This window comes from Pseudoalteromonas phenolica (genome assembly GCF_001444405.1).
GTDB lineage: Bacteria > Pseudomonadota > Gammaproteobacteria > Enterobacterales > Alteromonadaceae > Pseudoalteromonas > Pseudoalteromonas phenolica.
This window is the reverse complement of sequence record NZ_CP013187.1, coordinates 2,904,490-2,925,813: the sequence shown is the minus strand read 5'-3', so window position 1 is coordinate 2,925,813 and position 21,324 is coordinate 2,904,490. Positions and strand designations below refer to the sequence as shown.

At 41.4% G+C, this 21,324-nt stretch carries 18 protein-coding genes and 5 tRNA genes; 15 read left to right on the top strand and 8 right to left on the bottom strand.

The genetic code is table 11. The features are described from left to right. Nucleotides 1-5 precede the first annotated feature (5 nt). Nucleotides 6-560 (bottom strand): endonuclease SmrB, encoded by a 555-nt coding sequence (gene smrB, locus PP2015_RS12915; protein WP_058030729.1) that lies wholly within the window; start codon nt 558-560, stop codon nt 6-8. Between the two features lie 89 nt (nt 561-649). Between smrB and prmB the strand changes: the two genes are divergently transcribed. Then, nucleotides 650-1,585, top strand: coding sequence for a 50S ribosomal protein L3 N(5)-glutamine methyltransferase (gene prmB, locus PP2015_RS12910; RefSeq protein ID WP_058031639.1), 936 nt, complete (start codon nt 650-652; stop codon nt 1,583-1,585). 50 nt (nt 1,586-1,635) lie between these two features. Further along, the gene (aroC, locus tag PP2015_RS12905; RefSeq protein ID WP_058030728.1) at nt 1,636-2,739 is read left to right on the top strand and encodes a chorismate synthase; all 1,104 of its coding nucleotides are present in this window, start codon (nt 1,636-1,638) and stop codon (nt 2,737-2,739) included. 99 nt (nt 2,740-2,838) lie between these two features. On the opposite strand, the gene folD is transcribed toward aroC, so the two are convergent. Continuing rightward, entirely contained in the window at nt 2,839-3,693 is an 855-nt protein-coding gene (gene folD, locus PP2015_RS12900; protein WP_058030727.1) for a bifunctional methylenetetrahydrofolate dehydrogenase/methenyltetrahydrofolate cyclohydrolase FolD, read from the bottom strand. Nucleotides 3,694-4,043: 350 nt separating this feature from the next. Here folD and PP2015_RS12895 point away from each other — a divergent pair. The 12 genes from PP2015_RS12895 (at nt 4,044) to PP2015_RS12840 (ending at nt 14,046) form a co-directional block, all read left to right on the top strand. Beyond that, nucleotides 4,044-4,120, top strand: a tRNA-Pro gene (locus PP2015_RS12895). Nucleotides 4,121-4,166: 46 nt separating this feature from the next. Continuing rightward, nucleotides 4,167-4,243: transfer RNA gene (locus PP2015_RS12890), tRNA-Arg, on the top strand. Nucleotides 4,244-4,268: 25 nt separating this feature from the next. Next, a tRNA-His gene (locus tag PP2015_RS12885) sits at nt 4,269-4,344 on the top strand. Between the two features lie 17 nt (nt 4,345-4,361). Beyond that, nucleotides 4,362-4,438, top strand: a tRNA-Pro gene (locus PP2015_RS12880). 22 nt (nt 4,439-4,460) lie between these two features. Continuing rightward, a tRNA-Pro gene (locus PP2015_RS12875) sits at nt 4,461-4,537 on the top strand. 255 nt (nt 4,538-4,792) lie between these two features. Continuing rightward, nucleotides 4,793-6,097 (top strand): trigger factor, encoded by a 1,305-nt coding sequence (gene tig, locus PP2015_RS12870; protein ID WP_058030726.1) that lies wholly within the window; start codon nt 4,793-4,795, stop codon nt 6,095-6,097. 144 nt (nt 6,098-6,241) lie between these two features. Then, complete coding sequence (gene clpP / locus PP2015_RS12865; RefSeq protein WP_058030725.1) at nt 6,242-6,859, top strand: ATP-dependent Clp endopeptidase proteolytic subunit ClpP; 618 nt, start codon at nt 6,242-6,244, stop codon at nt 6,857-6,859. A 180-nt stretch (nt 6,860-7,039) separates the two neighbouring features. Further along, nucleotides 7,040-8,323 carry an ATP-dependent protease ATP-binding subunit ClpX gene (clpX, locus tag PP2015_RS12860; RefSeq protein ID WP_058030724.1) on the top strand — a complete coding sequence of 428 codons (1,284 nt, stop codon included), beginning with the start codon at nt 7,040-7,042 and terminating at the stop codon, nt 8,321-8,323. Nucleotides 8,324-8,413: 90 nt separating this feature from the next. Beyond that, on the top strand, nt 8,414-10,783 hold the full coding sequence (gene lon / locus PP2015_RS12855) for an endopeptidase La (protein ID WP_058030723.1): 2,370 nt from the start codon (nt 8,414-8,416) through the stop codon (nt 10,781-10,783). Between the two features lie 200 nt (nt 10,784-10,983). Next, on the top strand, nt 10,984-11,256 hold the full coding sequence (gene hupB, locus PP2015_RS12850) for a nucleoid-associated protein HU-beta (RefSeq protein WP_010371157.1): 273 nt from the start codon (nt 10,984-10,986) through the stop codon (nt 11,254-11,256). Nucleotides 11,257-11,415: 159 nt separating this feature from the next. Beyond that, on the top strand, nt 11,416-13,326 hold the full coding sequence (locus PP2015_RS12845; protein ID WP_058030722.1) for a SurA N-terminal domain-containing protein: 1,911 nt from the start codon (nt 11,416-11,418) through the stop codon (nt 13,324-13,326). A gap of 171 nt (nt 13,327-13,497) precedes the next feature. Then, nucleotides 13,498-14,046, top strand: coding sequence for a YkvA family protein (locus tag PP2015_RS12840; RefSeq protein WP_058030721.1), 549 nt, complete (start codon nt 13,498-13,500; stop codon nt 14,044-14,046). A gap of 41 nt (nt 14,047-14,087) precedes the next feature. Here PP2015_RS12840 and PP2015_RS12835 read toward each other — a convergent pair whose 3' ends face one another. From PP2015_RS12835 to pspF, 6 genes are read right to left on the bottom strand one after another with little or no spacing between them, the layout of a single operon-like run. Continuing rightward, a complete protein-coding gene (locus PP2015_RS12835; protein WP_058030720.1) occupies nt 14,088-14,849 on the bottom strand; it encodes an ATP-binding cassette domain-containing protein in 762 nt (253 codons plus the stop codon). Beyond that, a complete protein-coding gene (locus PP2015_RS12830) occupies nt 14,834-15,841 on the bottom strand; it encodes a peptide ABC transporter ATP-binding protein (protein ID WP_058030719.1) in 1,008 nt (335 codons plus the stop codon). The genes PP2015_RS12835 and PP2015_RS12830 overlap by 16 nt, the downstream gene beginning before the upstream one ends. Next, entirely contained in the window at nt 15,841-16,734 is an 894-nt protein-coding gene (locus PP2015_RS12825) for an ABC transporter permease subunit (RefSeq protein WP_058030718.1), read from the bottom strand. Before PP2015_RS12825 ends, PP2015_RS12830 begins: the two co-directional genes overlap by 1 nt. After that, nucleotides 16,721-17,752, bottom strand: coding sequence for an ABC transporter permease (locus PP2015_RS12820; RefSeq protein WP_058030717.1), 1,032 nt, complete (start codon nt 17,750-17,752; stop codon nt 16,721-16,723). The genes PP2015_RS12825 and PP2015_RS12820 overlap by 14 nt, the downstream gene beginning before the upstream one ends. After that, nucleotides 17,752-19,359, bottom strand: coding sequence for an ABC transporter substrate-binding protein (locus tag PP2015_RS12815; protein WP_058030716.1), 1,608 nt, complete (start codon nt 19,357-19,359; stop codon nt 17,752-17,754). Before PP2015_RS12815 ends, PP2015_RS12820 begins: the two co-directional genes overlap by 1 nt. Before the next feature lie 3 nt (nt 19,360-19,362). Further along, nucleotides 19,363-20,451 carry a phage shock protein operon transcriptional activator gene (gene pspF, locus PP2015_RS12810; RefSeq protein ID WP_058030715.1) on the bottom strand — a complete coding sequence of 363 codons (1,089 nt, stop codon included), beginning with the start codon at nt 20,449-20,451 and terminating at the stop codon, nt 19,363-19,365. A gap of 184 nt (nt 20,452-20,635) precedes the next feature. Between pspF and pspA the strand changes: the two genes are divergently transcribed. After that, a complete protein-coding gene (gene pspA, locus PP2015_RS12805; RefSeq protein WP_058030714.1) occupies nt 20,636-21,298 on the top strand; it encodes a phage shock protein PspA in 663 nt (220 codons plus the stop codon). Nucleotides 21,299-21,324 lie beyond the last annotated feature (26 nt).

Genomic DNA, 21,324 nt, shown 5'->3' with positions numbered 1-21,324 from the left:
GGAAATTAGCGTCTGTAAATATCAGACTCGGGAATATCGATTAAAATCAACACTGCGCCTTTACCACCATACTCCAGTGGTGCTTGGTGCATCGCTAAAATATCTGGGTGTTGAACCAAATATTGCGGAACCTTGTGTCTGAGGATATGCTCACCAATACCATGCACAACGCAAGCACAATAATGATGTTGTTTTTTACAGGCATGGATCAAAGCTGCAAGCTCTTCTTTTGCGCTGTCTTTACTTAAGCCATGCAAATCTAAAATTAACTCAGGCGCAATATCGCCACGTCGTAATTGTTTAGCTAAGAATTTATCAGCGCCTTCACGCACATAATTTACTGTGCCGTGGGTATCGATATCTGGGATATATTCGTCAGAAAAATAAAACTCCGCTTTGTGCTGCTTGGTTTGTTCAGCAACAATTTTGCCTTTAAACGGGGTGTTATCACGTTTAAATTGTACGGTATCTTGTTTTATCTTTGTGGCACCAGAAATTGACTGACGAAATAGGTCGATGTCGTCGTCTTGCATGCTTATGTGTGATTTATCTTTGTTCATTGGCGCATTCTAAAGAAAAAAAGCATAAAAACCTAGCTGAAAAACGGCTACAATGGCAGCAGAATTATTGTCAAATTATTGAGTACCGTATGACAGAGTTACAAATTACAGATGAGTTGGCGCAAGAAGCGTGTTCTGAACTATTCACGATTCAAGACTGGTTACGTTGGACAACGACGCAGTTTGTGAATAATGGGCTGTTTTACGGTCATGGTACCGACAATGCCTGGGATGAAGCCGTAAGTCTTGTTTTACCTGTTTTAAATTTGCCACTAGATACCCCAAAAGAGTTATTAAATGCGCGTTTAACCAGCAGCGAAAAACAACATTTAATGGGTTATATCTTAGCGCGTGTAAATGACAGAACGCCGGTTCCATATCTGACTAATCAGGCTTGGTTTGGCGGTTTGCCTTTTTATGTAGATGAGCGAGTGCTTGTTCCACGTTCGCCATTTGCTGAAATGATCAAAAAGCAATTTGCACCTTGGGTTACAGAGCCAGCAAAAGTAACGCGTATTCTCGATATGTGTACTGGCTCTGCATGTATTGCGATTGCTTTGGCAAAAGCGTTTGATCATGCGCAAGTGGATGCGGTTGATATTTCTTTTGATGCACTAGAAGTGGCGGACATCAATATAACCGAGCATATGATGCAAGAGCAGGTGTTTGCTATCCAATCTGATGTATTTAGTGGTGTACCGGGTCAAAAGTATGACCTAATTGTTGCAAACCCGCCGTATGTCGATGCTGAAGATATGTCTGATTTACCCCAAGAGTTCCATCATGAACCTGAGCTTGGTTTAGCATCGGGTGAAGATGGTTTAGATGTGACTCGTGTTATCTTGCAAGAAGCGGCTGAACATCTAACTGATAACGGTTTGTTATTTGTTGAAGTAGGTAACTCTATGGTACATATGGATGCACTATATCCAAACGCACCATTTACATGGTTAGAGTTTGAACATGGTGGATTAGGCGTGTTTATGATCTCAAAACAACAACTCGTCGAGTATTTTGCTGATTAAATTTTATTGTTAATCAGTTTCTTAAATGTCATTTGGAATGAGGGTGAATAATGGCAGGTAATAGCATTGGCCAACTTTTTAAGGTCAGTACCTTTGGTGAGAGCCATGGGGTCGCATTGGGGGGCGTTGTTGACGGCGTACCCGCAGGACTAGAATTAACAGAAGCGGATATGCAGTTTGACCTAGATCGTCGTAAACCAGGTCAAAGTCGTTATACAACGCAAAGACGTGAAGGTGATGAAATTAAAATTTTATCGGGCGTTTTTGAAGGTAAAACGACAGGAACGAGTATTGGTCTGTTAATTGAAAATACCGATCAACGTTCGAAAGACTACAGTAAAATTGCTGAGGTGTTTCGTCCAGGCCATGGTGACTACACATATTGGCACAAATATGGTCACCGTGATTATCGTGGTGGCGGTCGCTCTTCAGCACGTGAAACAGCAATCCGTGTTGCAGCAGGTGCCATTGCTAAAAAGTACCTAAAGCAATTTCATGGTATTGAGATCAATGCTTGCTTGTCACAACTGGGTCCTATCAAAGCTGAAAAGTTTGATTGGTCAATGGTAGAAACAAACCCATTCTTTTTTCCAGATGACACAAAATTAGAGTCGCTAGATGAATATATGCGCGATCTGAAAAAGCAGGGTGACTCTATTGGTGCGAAAGTGACTGTAGTCGCGAAGAATGTGCCAGTTGGGTTAGGCGAGCCTGTATTCGACCGACTCGATGCTGAAATTGCCCATTCATTGATGAGTATTAACGCGGTTAAAGGCGTAGAGATTGGCGATGGTTTTGATGTGATAGAGCAGAAGGGCTCTGAGCATCGTGATGAGTTAACACCGGAAGGTTTTACCAGCAATCATGCAGGTGGTGTATTAGCTGGTATTTCAACAGGGCAAGATATTGTGGCATCGATTGCCCTAAAGCCTACCTCGAGTATTACCATACCGGGCCAAAGCATTAACACACAAAATGAGTCAGTAGAGATGATCACTAAAGGTCGTCACGACCCGTGTGTGGGCATTCGTGCGATTCCAATTGCAGAAGCCATGTTAGCCATTACTTTAATGGATCATTTATTAAGACAGCGAGGGCAAAACCCGCATGTCAATCTTGAGCATGGACCTATTCCAGCTCAGAAACCTGTTTAAGAGTTACAAAAACAAAAAACGCCACTAAAGAGTGGCGTTTTTTATTAATACCAATCCTCAAAATAGCTTACTTAATTAAGAGTATTGGTATAACAGTTTTTAGCTGTTGTATTTTTCGCAGGCTTCAAGGGTATTTTCGATTAAGCTTGCGACGGTCATAGGACCAACACCACCTGGAACAGGGGTAATAAAGCTCGCTTTTTCTTCAGCGATGCCGTATTGCACATCACCGACTAATTTACCTGACTCTAAACGGTTAATACCTACATCGATCACAATAGCACCTTCTTTAACCCAGTCACCTGGAATAAATTCAGGCTTACCGACTGCGACAACAAGTAAGTCTGCGCGACGAACATGTGCTTCTAGATCTTGCGTGAATTTGTGGCAAACCGTCGTAGTACAACCTGCAAGTAATAGTTCTAATGACATTGGGCGGCCAACGATATTTGAAGCACCAACCACGACTGCATGCATACCTTTATATCTTACGCCCGTTGAATCGAGCAAAGTGATGATACCTTTTGGTGTACATGGGCGAAGTGCAGGCATACGTTGCGCTAGGCGACCAACATTGTAAGGATGGAAACCATCTACATCTTTATGCGGTGTAATACGTTCAAGTACTTTTTCTGCGTCTAATCCTTCAGGCAGAGGTAATTGCACCAGAATGCCATCGACTTCTGGATCATTATTTAGCGTGTCTACTAATTCAAGTAGCTCTGTTTCTGTGGTGTCGCCTGGTAAATCATAAGATTTAGAGACAAAACCCACTTCTTCACAGGCTTTACGTTTTGAACCTACGTAAACTTGGCTAGCAGGATCTTGGCCTACTAAAACTACTGCAAGACCAGGCGCTCTTAAACCTTGTTCTACTCGCTCAGCAACGCGCTGTGCAACATTAGTACGAACTTGTTTGGCGATTGCCTTTCCATCAATTATGTTTGCCGTCATGATTGACCTTATTGGGGTTATAAACTTGAACGAATCATACAAAGTGTATTTAAGGGGTTACTTTGTATCTAGTCACAATCAATCGATTGCAACACTAAGTGCGTATTTTCTCAGAAATGCCTTAATTCGCCAAGGTAAGAATCATCTTTATAGTAATATATACTTTAATAGCTAAAGTAAAAATTACTGAAAACTGTTTGTTTTTCATCATTTCTTGCTAATTATTCATCATTTTGAAGTAAAAATAGGCAGTTGAAATATTTTCTAAAAAAAATGTTTGACCTCAATCGGTCAAATCACTATTATGCACCCCGTTGTCAACGAGGACTCTCGGAGATAACAAAAGGTATCGGCGATTAGCGCAGTTTGGTAGCGCACTTGGTTTGGGTCCAAGGGGTCGCAGGTTCAAATCCTGCATCGCCGACCACTTTTAAAATAAGAAAAGTAGCATTGTTGATGTTTACTTCGAGTTTGCGCCCTTAGCTCAGCTGGATAGAGCAACGCCCTTCTAAGGCGTCGGTCGAAGGTTCGAATCCTTCAGGGTGCGCCATTCTTATTTTAGTCCCTATGTAGTGGCGGCTGTAGCTCAGTTGGTAGAGCCCTGGATTGTGATTCCGGTTGTCGTGGGTTCGAGCCCCATCAGTCGCCCCATCTACATACTCTTTTATCGGCGATTAGCGCAGTTTGGTAGCGCACTTGGTTTGGGTCCAAGGGGTCGCAGGTTCAAATCCTGCATCGCCGACCACTTCAAAAAAAATACATATTGTCGGCGATTAGCGCAGTTTGGTAGCGCACTTGGTTTGGGTCCAAGGGGTCGCAGGTTCAAATCCTGCATCGCCGACCATCTTATCTTCTCTTTTTTTAGTCATCTTTTAATCACTCAGTCTGTTATTCACCATTTATTTACCTTCATAGCTCGACTACAGCAATGAATCGGTTATAATGCCGCGTCTATTGTTTAACATAGCGCCCAGTAGGGCAGGCAACAAGATTGTCTAATAGGGTTAAATACACGTATTGCGTTTTTAACTAAGCTAATTAGTGCAACTTGTTTCTAAGGAAGGCGCATTGGCGCCAAAAATGAAGATTGAGGTAAATCATGCAAGTTTCTGTTGAGACGACTCAAGGCCTTGAGCGCCGTCTGACTATCACCGTTCCTGCAGAGAACGTTGAGACTGAAGTTAAAAAACGCTTACAACAACTGTCTAGAACTCAGCGTATCGATGGTTTCCGTCCAGGTAAGGTACCAGTAAAAGTAATCGCTAAGCGTTACGGTGCAGCTGTACGTCAAGAAGTTGCTGGCGATATCATGCAACGCAACTACATCGAAGCAATTGTTTCTGAAAAGCTAAACCCAGCTGGCGCACCTGCGTTCGCACCTAAGTCTTTAGAAGAAGGCAAAGAGCTAGTATTCGAAGCAACTTTTGAAGTTTACCCAGAAGTTGAATTAAAAGACCTTGAAAAAATCGCTGTTGAAAAGCCAGTTGTTGATGTAACTGACGAAGACTTAGCTAACATGCTAGAAACACTTCGTAAGCAACACGCTACTTGGACAGAAAGCGATACAGCTGCTGGCGAAAACGACCGTGTAACTGTTGATTTCCTAGGTACAGTTGACGGTGAAGAGTTCGAAGGCGGTAAAGCTGAAGACTTCCCTCTAGAACTAGGTCAAGGTCGCATGATCCCTGGTTTCGAAGACGGTATCGTTGGTAAAAAAGCAGGCGAAGAAGTTGTTGCTGATGTAACTTTCCCTGAAGAGTACCACGCTGAAAACCTAAAAGGTAAGCCTGCTCAATTCACTATCACAGTGAAGAAAGTAGAAGTTCAAGAACTTCCTGAGCTAAACGACGAATTCGCAACTAAGTTCGGTGTTGCTGAAGGTGGCGTTGATGCACTTAAAGAAGAAGTTAAAAAGAACATGTCTCGTGAGCTAACTCAAGCAGTTAAAGCAAACGTTAAAGACCAAGCTATTAAAGGTCTTTTAGAGACTAACGAAGTTGAAGTGCCTAAGTCACTTATCGACCAAGAAATCGATGCGCTTCGTCAACAAGCAGCACAACGTTTTGGCGGCAACGCTCAAAACATGCCTGAGCTACCAGCTGAGCTTTTCCATGAGCAAGCAGTAACTCGCGTTAAGACTGGTCTTCTTCTAGGTGAAGTGATCAAGTCAAACGACATCCAAGTTGATGACGCTAAAGTTGAAGAGCTAATTGCATCAGTTGCTTCTGCATACGAAGATCCAAGTGAAGTAGTTGCATACTACAAATCAAACGATCAAATGATGCAGCAAATGCGTAACGTAGCGATGGAAGAGCAAGCTGTTGAAGCGATTCTTGCAAAAGCTGCAGTGACTGACGTTGAAAAAGCATTCGACGACATCATGAATCCACAGCAAGGTGCTTAATAAGTCATTGACTTAAAGCTTTGCTAACGATTTAATGGCTCGTGATACTCTTTTTGAGGATCCGAGCCATTTTACTTTCTGTAGGTAAAATATCCGCAAAACGCAGCGCCAGAGATTTTGGCGGCTCCTAAGGAATGAATAACAATGAATGATGGTATGTTTGATCCACTTAATGCATTAGTCCCTATGGTTGTTGAGCAAACAGCGAAAGGTGAACGCTCTTTTGACATTTATTCACGTCTTTTAAAAGAACGTATTATTTTCTTAACTGGACAAGTTGAAGACCACATGGCAAACCTTATTGTGGCGCAACTATTATTCTTAGAATCTGAAAGTCCTGATAAAGATATTTATTTATATATTAACTCGCCAGGCGGTTCGGTAACTGCGGGTATGTCTATTTATGACACTATGAATTTCATCAAACCTGATGTAAGTACCGTTTGTGTTGGCCAAGCAGCGAGCATGGGCGCATTCTTACTTTCAGGCGGTGCAAAAGGTAAACGTTATTGCTTACCTAATTCTCGTGTAATGATCCACCAACCATTAGGTGGTTTCCAAGGTCAGGCATCTGACTTTGAAATTCATGCAAAAGAGATTTTATCGATCAAAGAAAAGCTAAACCGCTTAATGGCTGATCACACAGGACAAGAATACGAGAAAGTAGCACATGATACAGACCGTGATAACTTCATGACTGCAGAGCAGGCATTAGAATATGGTCTAATCGATGCGGTACATACTCGTAGAGATTTAAAATAAGTTATAAAGCCAACAATCAATAAGACTCAAAATTGATCACTTATTTAAGATTATTGGTATAAATTAGGGCAAAGCTAATTTGCCCTATGTTAACTATGCTAACTTTTAGATTCTTTGATATAGTTAACAACATGATTATTGTTATCTAGAGCAGATAACGCAAAACGATGAGGTAGCTGAATGTCAGATACACCAACAGACGGCGACAAAAATACAAAGCTTTTATATTGCTCATTTTGTGGCAAGAGCCAACATGAAGTACGAAAGCTGATTGCTGGACCTTCTGTTTATATTTGTGACGAATGCGTCGATCTGTGCAACGACATCATTAGGGAAGAAATAAAAGATATTGCACCAAAACATGATTCTGGTGACAAACTACCTGTTCCTAAAGAGATCCGTAATCACTTAGACGACTATGTAATTGGCCAAGAGCATGCAAAGAAAGTATTGGCAGTCGCTGTTTATAATCACTATAAGCGTTTAAAGAACCAAACAGTAAAGTCTGAAGTTGAACTTGGTAAGAGTAATATTCTACTTATCGGTCCAACGGGTAGTGGTAAAACATTACTAGCTGAAACACTGGCGCGATTACTTGACGTACCATTTACTATGGCTGATGCAACAACATTAACTGAAGCAGGTTATGTTGGTGAAGACGTTGAAAACATCATTCAAAAGCTGCTACAAAAATGTGATTACGATGTAGAAAAAGCACAACGTGGTATCGTTTATATTGACGAGATAGATAAAATTTCTCGCAAGTCAGACAACCCGTCTATTACCCGAGATGTGTCAGGCGAAGGCGTTCAGCAGGCATTACTTAAGCTAATTGAAGGCACCATTGCATCGGTACCTCCACAAGGCGGTCGTAAGCATCCTCAGCAAGAGTTCTTACAAGTTGATACGTCTAAAATCTTGTTTATCTGTGGCGGTGCATTTGCAGGCCTTGATAAAGTGATTGAACAGCGTAGCCATAAGAATACCGGTATTGGTTTTGGCGCAGATGTAAAGGCGTCAGATTCAGAGCGGTCTTTAAGTGAAACATTTAAAGATGTTGAACCAGAAGATTTAGTGAAGTATGGCTTAATCCCTGAGTTTATTGGTCGTCTTCCAGTGGTTGCTACTCTGACTGAATTGGATGAAGCGGCACTGATACAAATCCTCAGTGAGCCTAAGAACGCTTTAACTAAACAGTTTGCAGCTCTTTTCAAAATGGAAGGTGTTGAACTTGAGTTTAGAGAAGATGCACTTAAGGCAATAGCTCATAAAGCAATGGAGCGTAAAACGGGTGCACGTGGTCTTCGTTCTATTGTTGAAGGTGTGTTGCTAGATACAATGTATGATTTACCTTCTATAGAAGATGTAAGTAAAGTTGTGATTGATGACACAGTCATCAAGGGTGAATCAGACCCAATTCTTCTTTATGAAAACGGCAATCAAGATAAAGCTGTTTCAGAATAAATAAGATTCGGTATAAAAAAGGAGCCTTTGGCTCGGTTTAATCCCCATATTGCCATTATTAACGAATAACCAAAATGCGAAGAGAAAATAATGACACTTGAGAGAACTGATCGAGTCGAAATTCCTGTGTTGGCCTTACGCGACGTCGTTGTGTATCCGCATATGGTGATCCCGCTATTTGTTGGTCGTGAGAAATCGATCAGATGTCTTGAAGCGGCGATGGAAAAAGACAAGCAGATTTTTCTAGCCGCGCAGATGGATGCTGCGGTTGATGATCCTTCAACAGATGAAATTTATACAACAGGTACAATTGCGACTGTATTACAGTTATTAAAATTACCTGATGGCACAGTTAAGGTGCTAGTAGAAGGTACACAAAGAGCGCGTATCGAATCATTCATTGAAACCGATGAATATTTTTCTGCGACTGCGCAATTTGTTGCCTCAAAAGAGGTTGATGAGCAAGAGCAAGACATTTTCGTACGCAGTGCAATTAGCCAATTTGAAGGCTACGTAAAGCTTAATAAGAAGATCCCTCCAGAGGTGCTATCGTCAGTGTCTGGTATTGATGAAGCTGCACGCTTAGCTGACACCATGGCTGCCCATATGCCGATTAAAGTGCCAGAAAAGCAAAAAGTATTAGAATTGGAAAGCGTCACAGAGCGTTTAGAGTTCTTAATGGCGCTTATGGAAGGTGAAATTGATCTACTTCAAGTAGAGAAAAAAATCCGCTCTCGCGTTAAAAAGCAGATGGAAAAATCTCAACGAGAGTACTATCTGAACGAGCAAATGAAAGCGATTCAAAAAGAGTTGGGTGAGCTAGATGATGTACCTGATGAATTTGAAGCGTTGAAAAAGCGCATCAGCGAAGCACAAATGCCGAAAGAGGCAGAAGAAAAAGCCACCGCTGAACTGAACAAGTTAAAAATGATGTCGCCTATGTCTGCAGAGGCGACAGTAGTGCGTTCATATATTGATACCATGATCAATGTACCTTGGAAGAAGCGTTCTAAGGTGAAGAAAGACTTAGCCGGCGCAGAGAAAATCTTAAACGCTGATCACTACGGTCTCGAAAAAGTGAAAGAACGTATTATTGAGTACCTAGCGGTTCAACAGCGTACCAACAAATTGAAAGGCCCAATTCTTTGTCTTGTGGGTCCTCCAGGTGTTGGTAAAACAAGCCTAGGTCAGTCAATCGCGCGTTCAACAGGTCGTAAATATATTCGTATGGCACTGGGTGGCGTTCGAGATGAAGCTGAGATCCGTGGTCATCGTCGAACTTATATTGGTTCAATGCCGGGTAAACTCATTCAAAGCATGAGCAAAGTAGGGGTCAAGAATCCATTATTCTTGCTTGATGAAATAGATAAGATGTCATCAGACATGCGTGGTGATCCAGCTTCTGCACTATTGGAAGTATTGGACCCAGAGCAAAACAGTACTTTTGCTGACCACTACTTAGAAGTGGATTACGACTTGTCAGATGTAATGTTTGTAGCAACCTCTAACAGTTTCAATATTCCTGGTCCATTACTTGATCGTATGGAAGTGATTCGACTTTCAGGTTATACAGAAGATGAAAAGCTAAACATCTCTAAGCAGCACCTTATTCCAAAGCAAATCAAACGCAATGGTCTAAAAGAGGGTGAAGTTGAAATTGAAGATAGCGCTATTATTGGCATTATCCGTTATTACACACGTGAAGCCGGTGTTCGTAGCTTAGAGCGTGAAATCTCAAAGCTGTGTCGCAAAGCGGTTAAAGACATCTTACTAAACAAAGATAACAAACAAATAGTTATCAATGGTGACAACTTAGAGTCTTATTTAGGTGTACATCGTCACGACTTTGGTAAAGCGGAAGACGGCGACAGAATAGGTCAAGTAACTGGCTTGGCATGGACAGAAGTCGGTGGTGACCTACTGACTATCGAATGTGCGTCAATGCCAGGTAAAGGCAAGCTGTCATTTACTGGCTCTTTGGGTGATGTTATGCAGGAGTCGATTCAGGCAGCTATGACGGTTGTTCGTAGTCGCACTGATAAACTTCGCATTAATGAAGATTTCTATGAAAAGCGTGATATTCACGTACACGTACCAGAAGGCGCGACACCAAAAGATGGTCCAAGTGCTGGTATTGCGATGGTGACTGCATTAGTTTCAAGTTTAACGGGCAATCCAGTACGTTCTGATGTAGCTATGACTGGTGAGATTACTTTACGTGGTGAAGTTTTGCCAATTGGTGGCTTAAAAGAGAAACTGCTGGCAGCACACCGTGGTGGCATTAAAACCGTTGTTATTCCTAAAGTGAATGAAAGAGACCTGAAAGAAATCCCTCAGAATGTACTTGAAGGCTTAGAAATTCACCCTGTCTCTTGGATTGACGAAGTGTTATCACTGGCTTTAGCTGAACCAATCGAGTCATTTTCTGTTGAAACTCAGAAAAAAGTCGAAAATAGCTAAAAAAGTGCTGTAAAGGGCTTTTCAAATCACATCGGTGTGATAAGTTAAGCTCTGATTCAAGCCTAGGCCTTATATAGCTTAGGCTTACAAAGATTTTTAAGAATTAGAAAGTACTTCACTTTCTAGTAGTAATAACAAAAAGTGGTAGTTATCAAAAAATGCTCTCGCTTTTGATAATAACAATGTAAGAGGATGATATTGTGAATAAATCTCAATTAATCGATCAAATCGCAGCTGATGCTGACATTTCTAAAGCAGCGGCAGGTCGTGCGCTAGATTCATTCATCGAGTCAGTTACTGGTGCGTTAAAAGATGGCGATTCTGTAGCATTAGTTGGTTTCGGTACTTTTTCTGTACGTGAACGTGCTGCACGTTCTGGCCGTAACCCACAGACTGGTGAAACTATCCAAATCGCTGCTGCGAATATTCCTTCTTTCAAAGCGGGTAAAGCACTGAAAGACGCAGTAAACTAATTGAATTAGTGACGAGGCTTTACACTGATTCACGTTTATAACGTTAAGTCAGTCTCGTGTAGCTTCAAGTAAAAAAGCGTATCTGTTAAGATACGCTTTTTTTACAATAGCTAAAAATCAAAGCGCGTGCGTGCTTTGGCTTAGATAAGAGAAACAACAATGCTAGAAAAGATCAGAGAAGGCTCACAGGGCCTTGCAGCCAAAATTATCCTTGGCGTAGTTATCCTGTCTTTTGCGTTAGCAGGGATAGGTGGTTACCTAGGTCAAACCACAGAGCAACCTGTCGCAGAAGTTAATGGGGTTCAAATTAGTCAAACCGAGTTCTCGCGTGCTTTTGAAAATGAACGTGCACGTCTTGAGCAACAGTTTGGTGAATACTTTGCGCAAATCGCAGCTGACCCCAATTATATGGCGCAGATCCGCAATGGCGTGATTGACCGTTTGGTACAACAAGAATTACAAAACCAACTTGCGCTACAGTTAGGTCTTCGTGTCAGTGATGAGCAAGTGAAGCAGGCGATTGTTGAAATGCCTTATTTCCAAGTTGCAGGTCAGTTTAACAATGACGCTTACCTTCGTGCCATTCGTCAGATGAACTTCCAACCAGACACATTTAGAGAGTTCTTACGTGAAGAAATGACACGTACTCAGCTAGTCTCAGCCGTTGCAGGTTCTGATTTTGTGCTACCGAGCGAGCTAAAGAATACGGCAGCGCTTCAACAACAAACACGTAATATCGACTATGTGGTTCTGACAAAAGAGAAAATGAAGTCTCAAGTGTCAGTATCTGATGAGGAAGTGAATGATTATTATCAGCTTAATCAGCAACAATTCATGGCGCCAGAGCAAGTTGCTGTTCAGTATCTAGAGTTAAAAGCTGATGATATTACTTTAGATACGCCTGTGACTGATGAAGATGTGCGTGCTTACTATGAAGAAAGTAAAGCCCAGTATCTAGAAGAAGAAAAACGTCGAGTTGCACATATTCTTATCGATAACAGTGAAGATGATGCTGCCGCACAAGAAAAAGCGAACGCAATCTTAGCAGAACTTAAAGCAGGGGCTGATTTTGCTGCCTTAGCGGAAGAAAAATCAGACGACATCGTTAGCGCTGAACTTGGTGGTGATCTTGATTGGATTGAACGTGATGTGATGGAGCCTGCATTTGAAGATGCGGCATTTGCACTTGCAAATGTTGGCGACTTCACTGATGTAGTTGCGACAGAGTTTGGATACCACATCATTAAACTGACTGATTTACAAGCGCAAGTTGAGAAGCCATTTGATGAGGTTGCCGCTGAACTTAGAGCTGAGCTAGAAAAGAACGCAAAACTTGATCTTTTCTACCAAAAACAAACAGAAGTGGCTGAGCTTGCATTTGAAGTTTCTGATACGTTAGAAGATGCATCGCTCGTTGCAGGTGTTGAGTTGAAGACAACAGAGCTTGTTAACCGCATGATGTTACCTGCGCCTTTAAACTCTCCTGCAGTTATTGCTTCTATTTTTACACCAGAATTACTTGAAGATAAGGTAAATTCTGAAGTGTTAGAAGTTGCACCTGAACATTTTGTTGTTGTTCGAGTGACTGAGCATGTTGCAGCTGCAACTAAGCCGCTTGAAGCTGTTAAAGAGCAAATTGTAGCGACTTTAACAAACGAAAAAGCATCTTCATTACTAGCTGATTATTCTGAAAACTTATTTACTGAGTTTAAAGCAGGTAAAGGCTTACAAGAGATTGCGACTGCTGAAGCGACTGAGGTTAGCTCTGAAGCTTCTCTACAGCGCCAATCTTACACAGTTGCACCAGCAATAGTAAAAGATGTATTTGCACTGCCTCACCCATCAGAGGGTGGCAAGGTTGAAAGCTTAGTTACGTTGAATAATGGTGATGTTGCACTGGTTCAACTGAATTCAGTAACAACACCTGTAATTACAGCTGACCTTGATGCGCAGCAAAAACAGGGCATTACGATGTCGGCAATTAATAAAAACTATTTAGCATTTGTTTCGGCTCTTGAGTCGAAAGCAGAAGTAGTACGCCCAACTGTACAAGTTGCTGAAGAAAATTAAAGTAAATTTTTTATAAACTAAAAAGCGCCTTTATGGCGCTTTTTTTATTTTAATTTACAAAACAATAGCAAGTTTGCTGGCTTTTTGTACGCTTCATTATTGACATAAATTACCATTGCTCTATGGTTAGTGTAATATCTAAATACAATAAAAACTCAGGGAGCTGGGAACATGGCAATCGAAATCAACTTTGAACTATCAGATGCAGATTTAGCGCATTTTAAAAGCATGATGGACAAAGTTATCAGTAAAACTTCACACTATTCAGAAAGCGAAATCTTAACCAAAGCGCAACAGCTAGTTGATGAGATGGAAAAGAGTGAACTGCCAGAATTTGTTCGCACAAGAATGGCGTCTTTAGCGACATTGATTGATGCGGTTCAAGATAAAGAATGGCAGATCCCAGAAGAGGAAAGAAAAGACATTATTGCATCATTGGCTTATTTCAGTGAGCCGGAAGATGTAGTACCTGACCATATTCCTGGCTTAGGTTATATTGATGATGCGATCATGATTGAACTTGTTTTGCAAGATATGTCACTCGACCTTAAAGCATACTCAGAATTTTGTAGTTTCAGAGCAACAGAAGAATCTCGCCGTGGTGAAGATGCAAAAGTTGATCGTGAAAGCTGGTTAGCTGGCACGCGTGCTCAGATCCGTTCTAACATGCGCCGTCAACGTCAAGGTCGTAAATCACGCCTATTTTCTCGTATCATGTAACTCTGTTTATTTCATAACAACATGAATTTCGAAAAGGCTGCTTACACGTTAAGCAGCCTTTTCATTACCTTAGATTTAGGTTGAGCAAACACTTGAGCTGTTTTTCCGAATTCAACCACTTTGCCTCTATTAAGTACCAGCAAACTATCGCTCATATGTTTTACCAAGCTCAAATGATGCGTGATCAAAACATAGCTCAAGCCAGTCTCTTTCTGCAATGCTAACAAAAGGTTGACTGTTTGTGCCCTTACAGAAGGGTCGAGAGACGATAAGGCCTCATCGAGTACAAGGACTTTAGGATCTAAAATAAGTGCTCTAGCGAGCGCCACACGTTGCAATTGACCACCACTAAACATATGCGGATAGTAATGGTAGTGCTCTTCAAGTAAGCCGACTCTGTTCAAAACGTGGGCGATTTTTTTATCTCGTTGTTTGTGAGTTAATTCCGTGTTGTAACTCAAGCAATCATCGAGTATTTCACCGATTGTAAGACCAGGGTTAAGCGAGCGAGTTGGATCTTGGAAGATCATACGAATATGGCGACAGTGATCTTGCCTAACTCCGTTGTCTTCTATGGTCATCCCATCTAGTAGAATTTGCCCTGTTTCGGCCTGCTCTGCACCAGCTAATAGTTTTGCCAAAGTGCTTTTTCCTGCGCCAGTTTCACCTATAACCGCTATGGTTTCACCTTTGCCTAAGCAAAAGGATATGTCGGTTAATACTGGTACATTTTTTCTTTTCAATAAACCGACTCTTACGCGATAGGTCTTGTGCAGAGACTGAACTTTTAAGATGGGTTGCATTTTTTATCTTCCTTCAACAAAGGGAAGTGACAAGCATAAGTATGACCATGTGATTTTTTTTGCTTAGGGGTAACCACGCACTGCTTTTGTGCTTGCGGGCATCTTGGCCCTAAGCGACATCCAATGGGTAAGTGCTGTAATGGCGGAATAGTCCCTTTGAGTGCATAAAAGCTCTCTTTATGGTCAAGGCCTTGGGCATAATCAGGTAAGCTTTTTACTAAGGCTTGTGTATAAGGGTGTAGCGGGGTATTAAATACTTTTTCTGTTGGCCCTGCCTCGACCATCTGACCACAGTACAATACATGCATAGCGTGTGACCAGGTCGTTATCTCTTCTAATTCATGAGAAATCATCAATACAGACATATTCTTGAGCTGGTTTAGGCTTTTTAATAGTCTAAAAACTTGTGCCCTTGTGGTGCTTTCTAGCGCTGTAGTGGGTTCATCGGCAATTAACAGCTTAGGGTTTCTGGCAATGGCCATGGCTATCATGACTTTTTGACAAATTCCCTCGGAGAGCTCATGAGGGTAGCTGTCAGCTACACGCTTATCATCTCGGATCCCAACTTTGTGAAGTAACGCTTTGACTCGTTTTTTCTTTAATTGTCTGCGAATGAAAAAGTTACCAGTTAATGATCCCTCTGGGATTGATTCAGAAACTTGCTCAAACACTTTTGCAGTAGGGTCAAGGCTTCTACTTGGCTCTTGATAGATCATAGCAATATCTTGGCTAACCAGTTTTCTACGCTTTTCGGGCGGTAATCGCATTAAGTCGACCCCTTGCCAATGCATTCTATCGGCAGTGACACGCCAGCGTTTATTTAAAACCCCGACGATGGCTTTTGCAATTAAGCTTTTTCCTGAACCTGATTCACCAACCAGCGCATGCACTTCGCCTTCTTTTAGGCTTAAGTTCACTTTATCTACTGCGCGAATAATGCCACTTTCGGTAGGCAGCTCTATGGTTAAGTTTTTGATATCGAGTAAATGCATCAGTCAGCCTTACGATCTTTCAATACTTGTCTCAAACCATCACCTACAAGATTAGTCGACAAAACAGCGATAAATAATAGCACACCGGGTAAACCTACTGTCCAAGGCGCAAGATAGATGAGACTGAGGTTTTCAGCCAAAATAGCGCCCCATTCAGTGGTTGGTGGCTGAGCTCCTAATTTTAAGAAGCCAAGTGCTGCAATATCTAGAATAGCGGTTGAAAGGGCCATGGTAAAAATAACCACAATATGCTCATAAATATTAGGAAATACGCCGCGAATAAGTATCTTCCATTTGCTGGCTCCGTCTAAGCGAAAGGCACTGATATAATCTTTACCCAACTCTTCTACAACTAAGTTTCTGATTGAATGCACATATTGAGGAAGCAAGGCCAAGATAATCGCCCAAACGGTATTGAGTAAACCAGGGCCCAAGATTGCAATGATGATAATGGCTAATAATAAAGAGGGAATAGACAAGGTGATGTCGAGCAGATGGTTAAAAAAGCTAGAGCGAATGCCCTTACTCATACCTGCTAGCGAGCCAATAATGACGCCTAAAACGGTGGTAATTAATGCTGCAATAATAGATAAACCAAACGTAAATGTCGCGCCATTCATCAGTCTTGAAAGTATATCTCTACCAAGGTCGTCCGTGCCGAGAATAAATCTTACATCACCTACTTCATGCCATGAAGGAGGTAGTAAGAGCGCGTCAGCGTGTTGCTGATTGATGCTATAAGGTGAAATCAGCGGTGCGAATAGTGCCAATAGAGTAAGAGCAATAAAAACCCATAAACCAACAAGCGCAGGGTGGTTTGCCTTGAACTTCTTCCATAAACGAGAAAGTGGCGAGCGGTTCGACTCTTCGCTAAATAATTTAAATTTTGCCATGCGCTTGATTCCGAGAAATAGGGTTTAACAAGGTATGACTAAATTCAGCAAACATATTGGCGAAAATAACAAAGACAGAAACCGCTAATAAGCCACCTTGAATCGCTGGGTAATCACGCTGATAAATACTTTCTATCAGCCAGCGTCCCACACCTGGCCAAGAGAAAATAACTTCGGTGATCATAGCAAGTGTCAACAAAGTACTAAACTGCAGACCGATTTGCTTAATCACAGGCAAAAGTGCATTTCTAAGCGCATGATGCAAAATCAACTGACGACGGTTAAGACCTTTCGCGCGTGCAGTTTTAATGTAGTTTTGTTCAAGTACATTAAGCATTGAGTCGCGAGTAAATCGGATTAAAACTGTGGTTGGATACATAGCTAGCACTATGGTGGGTAGTGCAAGGTGCTTTAGTGCATCAATGAATGCAAGACCACCATATGGAAAGCCCTGTGCGATAATATCGATTAAAATAAAGTGGCTATAAGGCTCAATTTCATAAAGCAGGCCAATCCGTCCTGACATGGGGAATAAACCTAGTCCTAAACAAAACACCATAATCAACAATAAAGCTAACCAGAATATGGGAATAGAAAAGCCCATTAAAGTGAGGGAGTTAATGATTTTATCAGGCCAGCGTTTGTGAAAAACTGCGGCAATGATCCCCGCTGGAACACCAAATACAATTGCAACAGCAAGGGCATAGACACACAGTTCAATGGTGGCAGGGAAGAGCAATAAAATATGTTCAAAAACAGGTTGTCCAGACGATAGAGAGTAGCCCCAATCACCATCAAAGATACGACCCAGAAACGCACCATACTGCACAATGATGTTTTCTTCTAGCTGGTACTTATCGGCCAATACTTGTGACTGTGCATAACTGCTATTTACTTGGCCACTGAGGTTAGTGAGCACGTCGCCAGGAAATAAATAGTTCAAAGAAAATGTAAATGCAGTCAGAGTAAGCAGCATGAAAAGTAAAAGGCTAAGTCGTCTGAATAAATACTCACGCATTACTGTTTCCTTGCATTAGCTAGAGAGATCCCACCAAATGGCTTCAAGTCGATGCCTTTAACTTCTTTGCTTGAGGCCTGAAAGCGCATGCCATGAGCAATTGGCACTAGGGGGAGCTGATCGACGATCATAGCTTGAGCTTGGGCATAAAACGCTTTTCTTTCTTCAATATCTGTTGTGTCGAGCGCTTTTGTAAGCAGTAAGTCAAATTCTGGATTGCACCAGTTCGCCGGGTTTTTATCACTGAAAGTGGCTGTACAACTTAATAGAGGACTAAAGAAGTTATCGGGATCTGGTGTGTCAGCAACCCAGCCAAGTAGTACACTGTCATGCTCATGTTTGCCAATACGTTCAATAAATGTATTCCACTCGTACTCTACGATTCTCGCTGTGACGCCAATTTGTTTTAAATCACTCTGAATAAGCTCTGCCATTTTTCGCGCATTGGGGTTATAAATTCTCGAGACTGGCATTGCCCAAATCGTCATTTCAAAGCCTTCTTCATAGCCAGCCATATCTAGATATTTTCTTGCTAGGGTTGGGTTATAGGTCGGCATATTATCCTGTTCAGAAAATGCCCAAGAAGCCGGTGGTAAATAAGACTTAGCAACTTGGCCATTACCATAAAAAACAGCTTGTAGAATTTTATTAAAATCAACTGAGTGAGCGAGTGCCTTACGAACAAGTGAGTTATCAAAAGGCTCTTTTTCGGTATTAAATGCCCAATAGCCAATATTCAGATTTTCAGCTTTATCTACTTTTATATCAGCCCGTTTACTTAACACTGCCAACTGAGAAGCGCTTGGGTGAGCGGTAACATCACATTCTTTAGTCAACATTTTTGCAATACGACTGGTGTTATTGGTTGTGATATCGAACACCAATTGCGACATAGCAACAGGGTGCTTCCAATAAAACTCATTCTTATGATAACGAACTAAATTATCTCGTAGGTACTGTTTATATTTATAAGGGCCTGTGCCTATCGGTTTGTTATCAAACTGGGACTTATTATCGGTCGCCGCCAGAATGTCTGCGTATTCTTTAGAGGTAATAACCGCAAAGTCAGTCGCTAAGTTTGATAAAAAGCTGCTCTCAGCATTGAATAGTTTAAATTGCACAGTGTAATCATCGATTTTGATGATATCTTGAATCAACTGATCTACACCTACACTCTGAAAATAGGGGTAAGTCGCATCACCAACAAAGTGATACGGATTATAAACATTGAATAATCGGTCAAATGAAAATACCACATCATCGGCATTCATTTCTCTACTGGGTGTGAAGTAATCTGTTCTGTGAAATTGCACACCTTTCCGTAAGTAAAAAGTGACAGTAGTACCATCGTCTGACACGCCCCAAGATTCAGCAAGTTCAGGTCTAAACTCCGCTGTAATAGGGTCAATACTGATTAAACGGTCGTACAATTGATTGGCAATCAAATCAATTGTAGAGCCCGTCGTTGTGACTTGTGGGTTAAAGGTCATAGGGTTTGCTTCAGCGCAATAAACCAACCCTTGATTTTTTTCGTTTAACTTCACATTAGGCTCATCAATGCAGCCTAGTAGCATTGTACACAGCGTGCCCAGCAGCAGTTTTTGCACGATTTATGCCTCTTGTTTCTGATCTAACAGATTGTATTTTTTCAGATAACCTCTCAATTGATGATACGTTAAACTGAGCATTTGTGCAGTTTTCTTTTGGTTAAATTGACTGTGTTCTAACGCTTTTTTCAGGAGTTCAATTTCATAGTCGTTTGACAGTGTTTTTAAATCACATGGAAATGAAAAATTATTTTCAGCTTGTTTGGTCTGCTCAATAACTGTAGTAGCGGAGATTTCAGCCGCTGCTGGGGTTATTAGTTCGGGTGCGCGTTCAATATTTGTAGGTGCTTTAATTCGTTGAGCAGGACGATATGGGCTTTCAAATGGGTCGAATATAATTTCGTGAACTGGCAGCTGCTCGCTACCATGGCGGTATAAGCTTCGTTCAACCACATTTTTTAATTCACGAATGTTACCCGGCCAGTCATAATCTAATAGTTTATCCATGGCTTTTTTTGTAAAACCACTGAACAGTGCCCAATCAAGGTCTCGTGCCATATTGATGGCAAATTGCTCAGCCAGTAAGACGATATCTTCTCTTCTTGCGCGAAGAGGTGGCAGCGTGATGACATCGAATGCGAGGCGGTCGAGTAAATCGTGACGAAATTCACCATTATCAGCTAAAGTGGGTAAATCTTCATTAGTTGCACACACTAATCGTGTATCTACTTTTACGGTACTTTTACCACCGACACGTTCAAACTCACCATATTCAATAACACGTAGAAGCTTTTCTTGTACCATGGCAGAGGTGTTTGCGAGCTCATCTAAAAATAATGTACCGCCATTGGCGCGCTCGAATCGACCTTCATGGCGTTTACTTGCGCCAGTAAAGGCACCGCTTTCATGACCGAATAATTCACTCTCAAGTAAATTCTCATTAAGGGCCGCACAGTTTAACTTAACGTAGTTTTGGTCCCAGCGTTCAGATAGATAATGAAGGCGGGCCGCAATAAGTTCTTTACCTGTTCCTCGTTCACCGATGATTAATACGGGTTTGTCTAGTGGAGCAAGTTGTGAAACCTTGTCTAGCACAGCTAAAAAGCTGTCTGATTGGCCAAGTAAATTATCCTGTTGGCGAAACTGACTCATATTGCCTAACTCTTAGTTATTTTTGCTAACTATTAGTGTATTTTAAAAAAAGCTTGAAAAAAAGGAGTTTTTGAAATTTAATAAGCTACTGATTTTTATTGTTTTTATTTGCTGTGAAAGTTGGCAAGCAATTTGATACTACTTACTCAGTTAAATTAATTGAGTAACCGAAGAGGTAAAGATTATGGGAATTTTCTCACGTTTTGCAGACATTGTTAATTCAAATATCAATGCCATCCTTGATAAAGCAGAAGATCCAGAAAAAATGGTTCGCCTCATCATTCAAGAAATGGAAGACACATTAGTAGAGGTTCGCTCTACTTCAGCTAAAACACTGGCTGAGAAGAAAGAATTAGCACGTCGTGTTGAGCAACTAAATCAAGAAGCACAACAATGGCAAGAAAAAGCAGAGTTGGCATTGGTTAAAGATCGCGAAGACCTAGCACGTGCAGCACTACTTGAAAGACAAAAGTCATCAGATGCGGCAGCAAGTGTTGAAAAAGAACTTGAGCATGTAGAGTCTCATATTGAGAAATTACAGCAAGAAGTTGCCACACTACAAGATAAGTTAGCTGATGCGAAAGCGAGACAAAAAGCCATTGTGCTGCGTCAGCGTTCAGCCGAGTCTCGCTTAGAAGTGAAAAAGGCATTAGACAGCTCAAAAGTTGAAGATGCACTTAATCGTTTCGAGCGCTACGAAAGCAAGATCGATGGACTAGAATCACAAGTAGAAGCTTATGATTTAGGTAAAAAGTCACTATCGGATGAAATTGCTGATTTACAAAAAAATGAGCAAGTTGATGACGAGCTAGCGGCTTTAAAGAAAAAGTTAGCAAGCAAAGAATAAAAGTTAATAAGTGCCTGCCTAGGCAG

Excerpts from the sequence above, each read along its gene's own strand:
- smrB (WP_058030729.1), bottom strand. The coding sequence starts at position 560 with ATGAACAAAGATAAATCACACATAAGCATGCAAGACGACGACATCGAC.
- prmB (WP_058031639.1), top strand. The coding sequence starts at position 650 with ATGACAGAGTTACAAATTACAGATGAGTTGGCGCAAGAAGCGTGTTCT.
- aroC (WP_058030728.1), top strand. The coding sequence starts at position 1,636 with ATGGCAGGTAATAGCATTGGCCAACTTTTTAAGGTCAGTACCTTTGGT.
- folD (WP_058030727.1), bottom strand. The coding sequence starts at position 3,693 with ATGACGGCAAACATAATTGATGGAAAGGCAATCGCCAAACAAGTTCGT.
- tig (WP_058030726.1), top strand. The coding sequence starts at position 4,793 with ATGCAAGTTTCTGTTGAGACGACTCAAGGCCTTGAGCGCCGTCTGACT.
- clpP (WP_058030725.1), top strand. The coding sequence starts at position 6,242 with ATGAATGATGGTATGTTTGATCCACTTAATGCATTAGTCCCTATGGTT.
- clpX (WP_058030724.1), top strand. The coding sequence starts at position 7,040 with ATGTCAGATACACCAACAGACGGCGACAAAAATACAAAGCTTTTATAT.
- lon (WP_058030723.1), top strand. The coding sequence starts at position 8,414 with ATGACACTTGAGAGAACTGATCGAGTCGAAATTCCTGTGTTGGCCTTA.
- PP2015_RS12845 (WP_058030722.1), top strand. The coding sequence starts at position 11,416 with ATGCTAGAAAAGATCAGAGAAGGCTCACAGGGCCTTGCAGCCAAAATT.
- PP2015_RS12840 (WP_058030721.1), top strand. The coding sequence starts at position 13,498 with ATGGCAATCGAAATCAACTTTGAACTATCAGATGCAGATTTAGCGCAT.
- PP2015_RS12835 (WP_058030720.1), bottom strand. The coding sequence starts at position 14,849 with ATGCAACCCATCTTAAAAGTTCAGTCTCTGCACAAGACCTATCGCGTA.
- PP2015_RS12830 (WP_058030719.1), bottom strand. The coding sequence starts at position 15,841 with ATGCATTTACTCGATATCAAAAACTTAACCATAGAGCTGCCTACCGAA.
- PP2015_RS12825 (WP_058030718.1), bottom strand. The coding sequence starts at position 16,734 with ATGGCAAAATTTAAATTATTTAGCGAAGAGTCGAACCGCTCGCCACTT.
- PP2015_RS12820 (WP_058030717.1), bottom strand. The coding sequence starts at position 17,752 with ATGCGTGAGTATTTATTCAGACGACTTAGCCTTTTACTTTTCATGCTG.
- pspF (WP_058030715.1), bottom strand. The coding sequence starts at position 20,451 with ATGAGTCAGTTTCGCCAACAGGATAATTTACTTGGCCAATCAGACAGC.
- pspA (WP_058030714.1), top strand. The coding sequence starts at position 20,636 with ATGGGAATTTTCTCACGTTTTGCAGACATTGTTAATTCAAATATCAAT.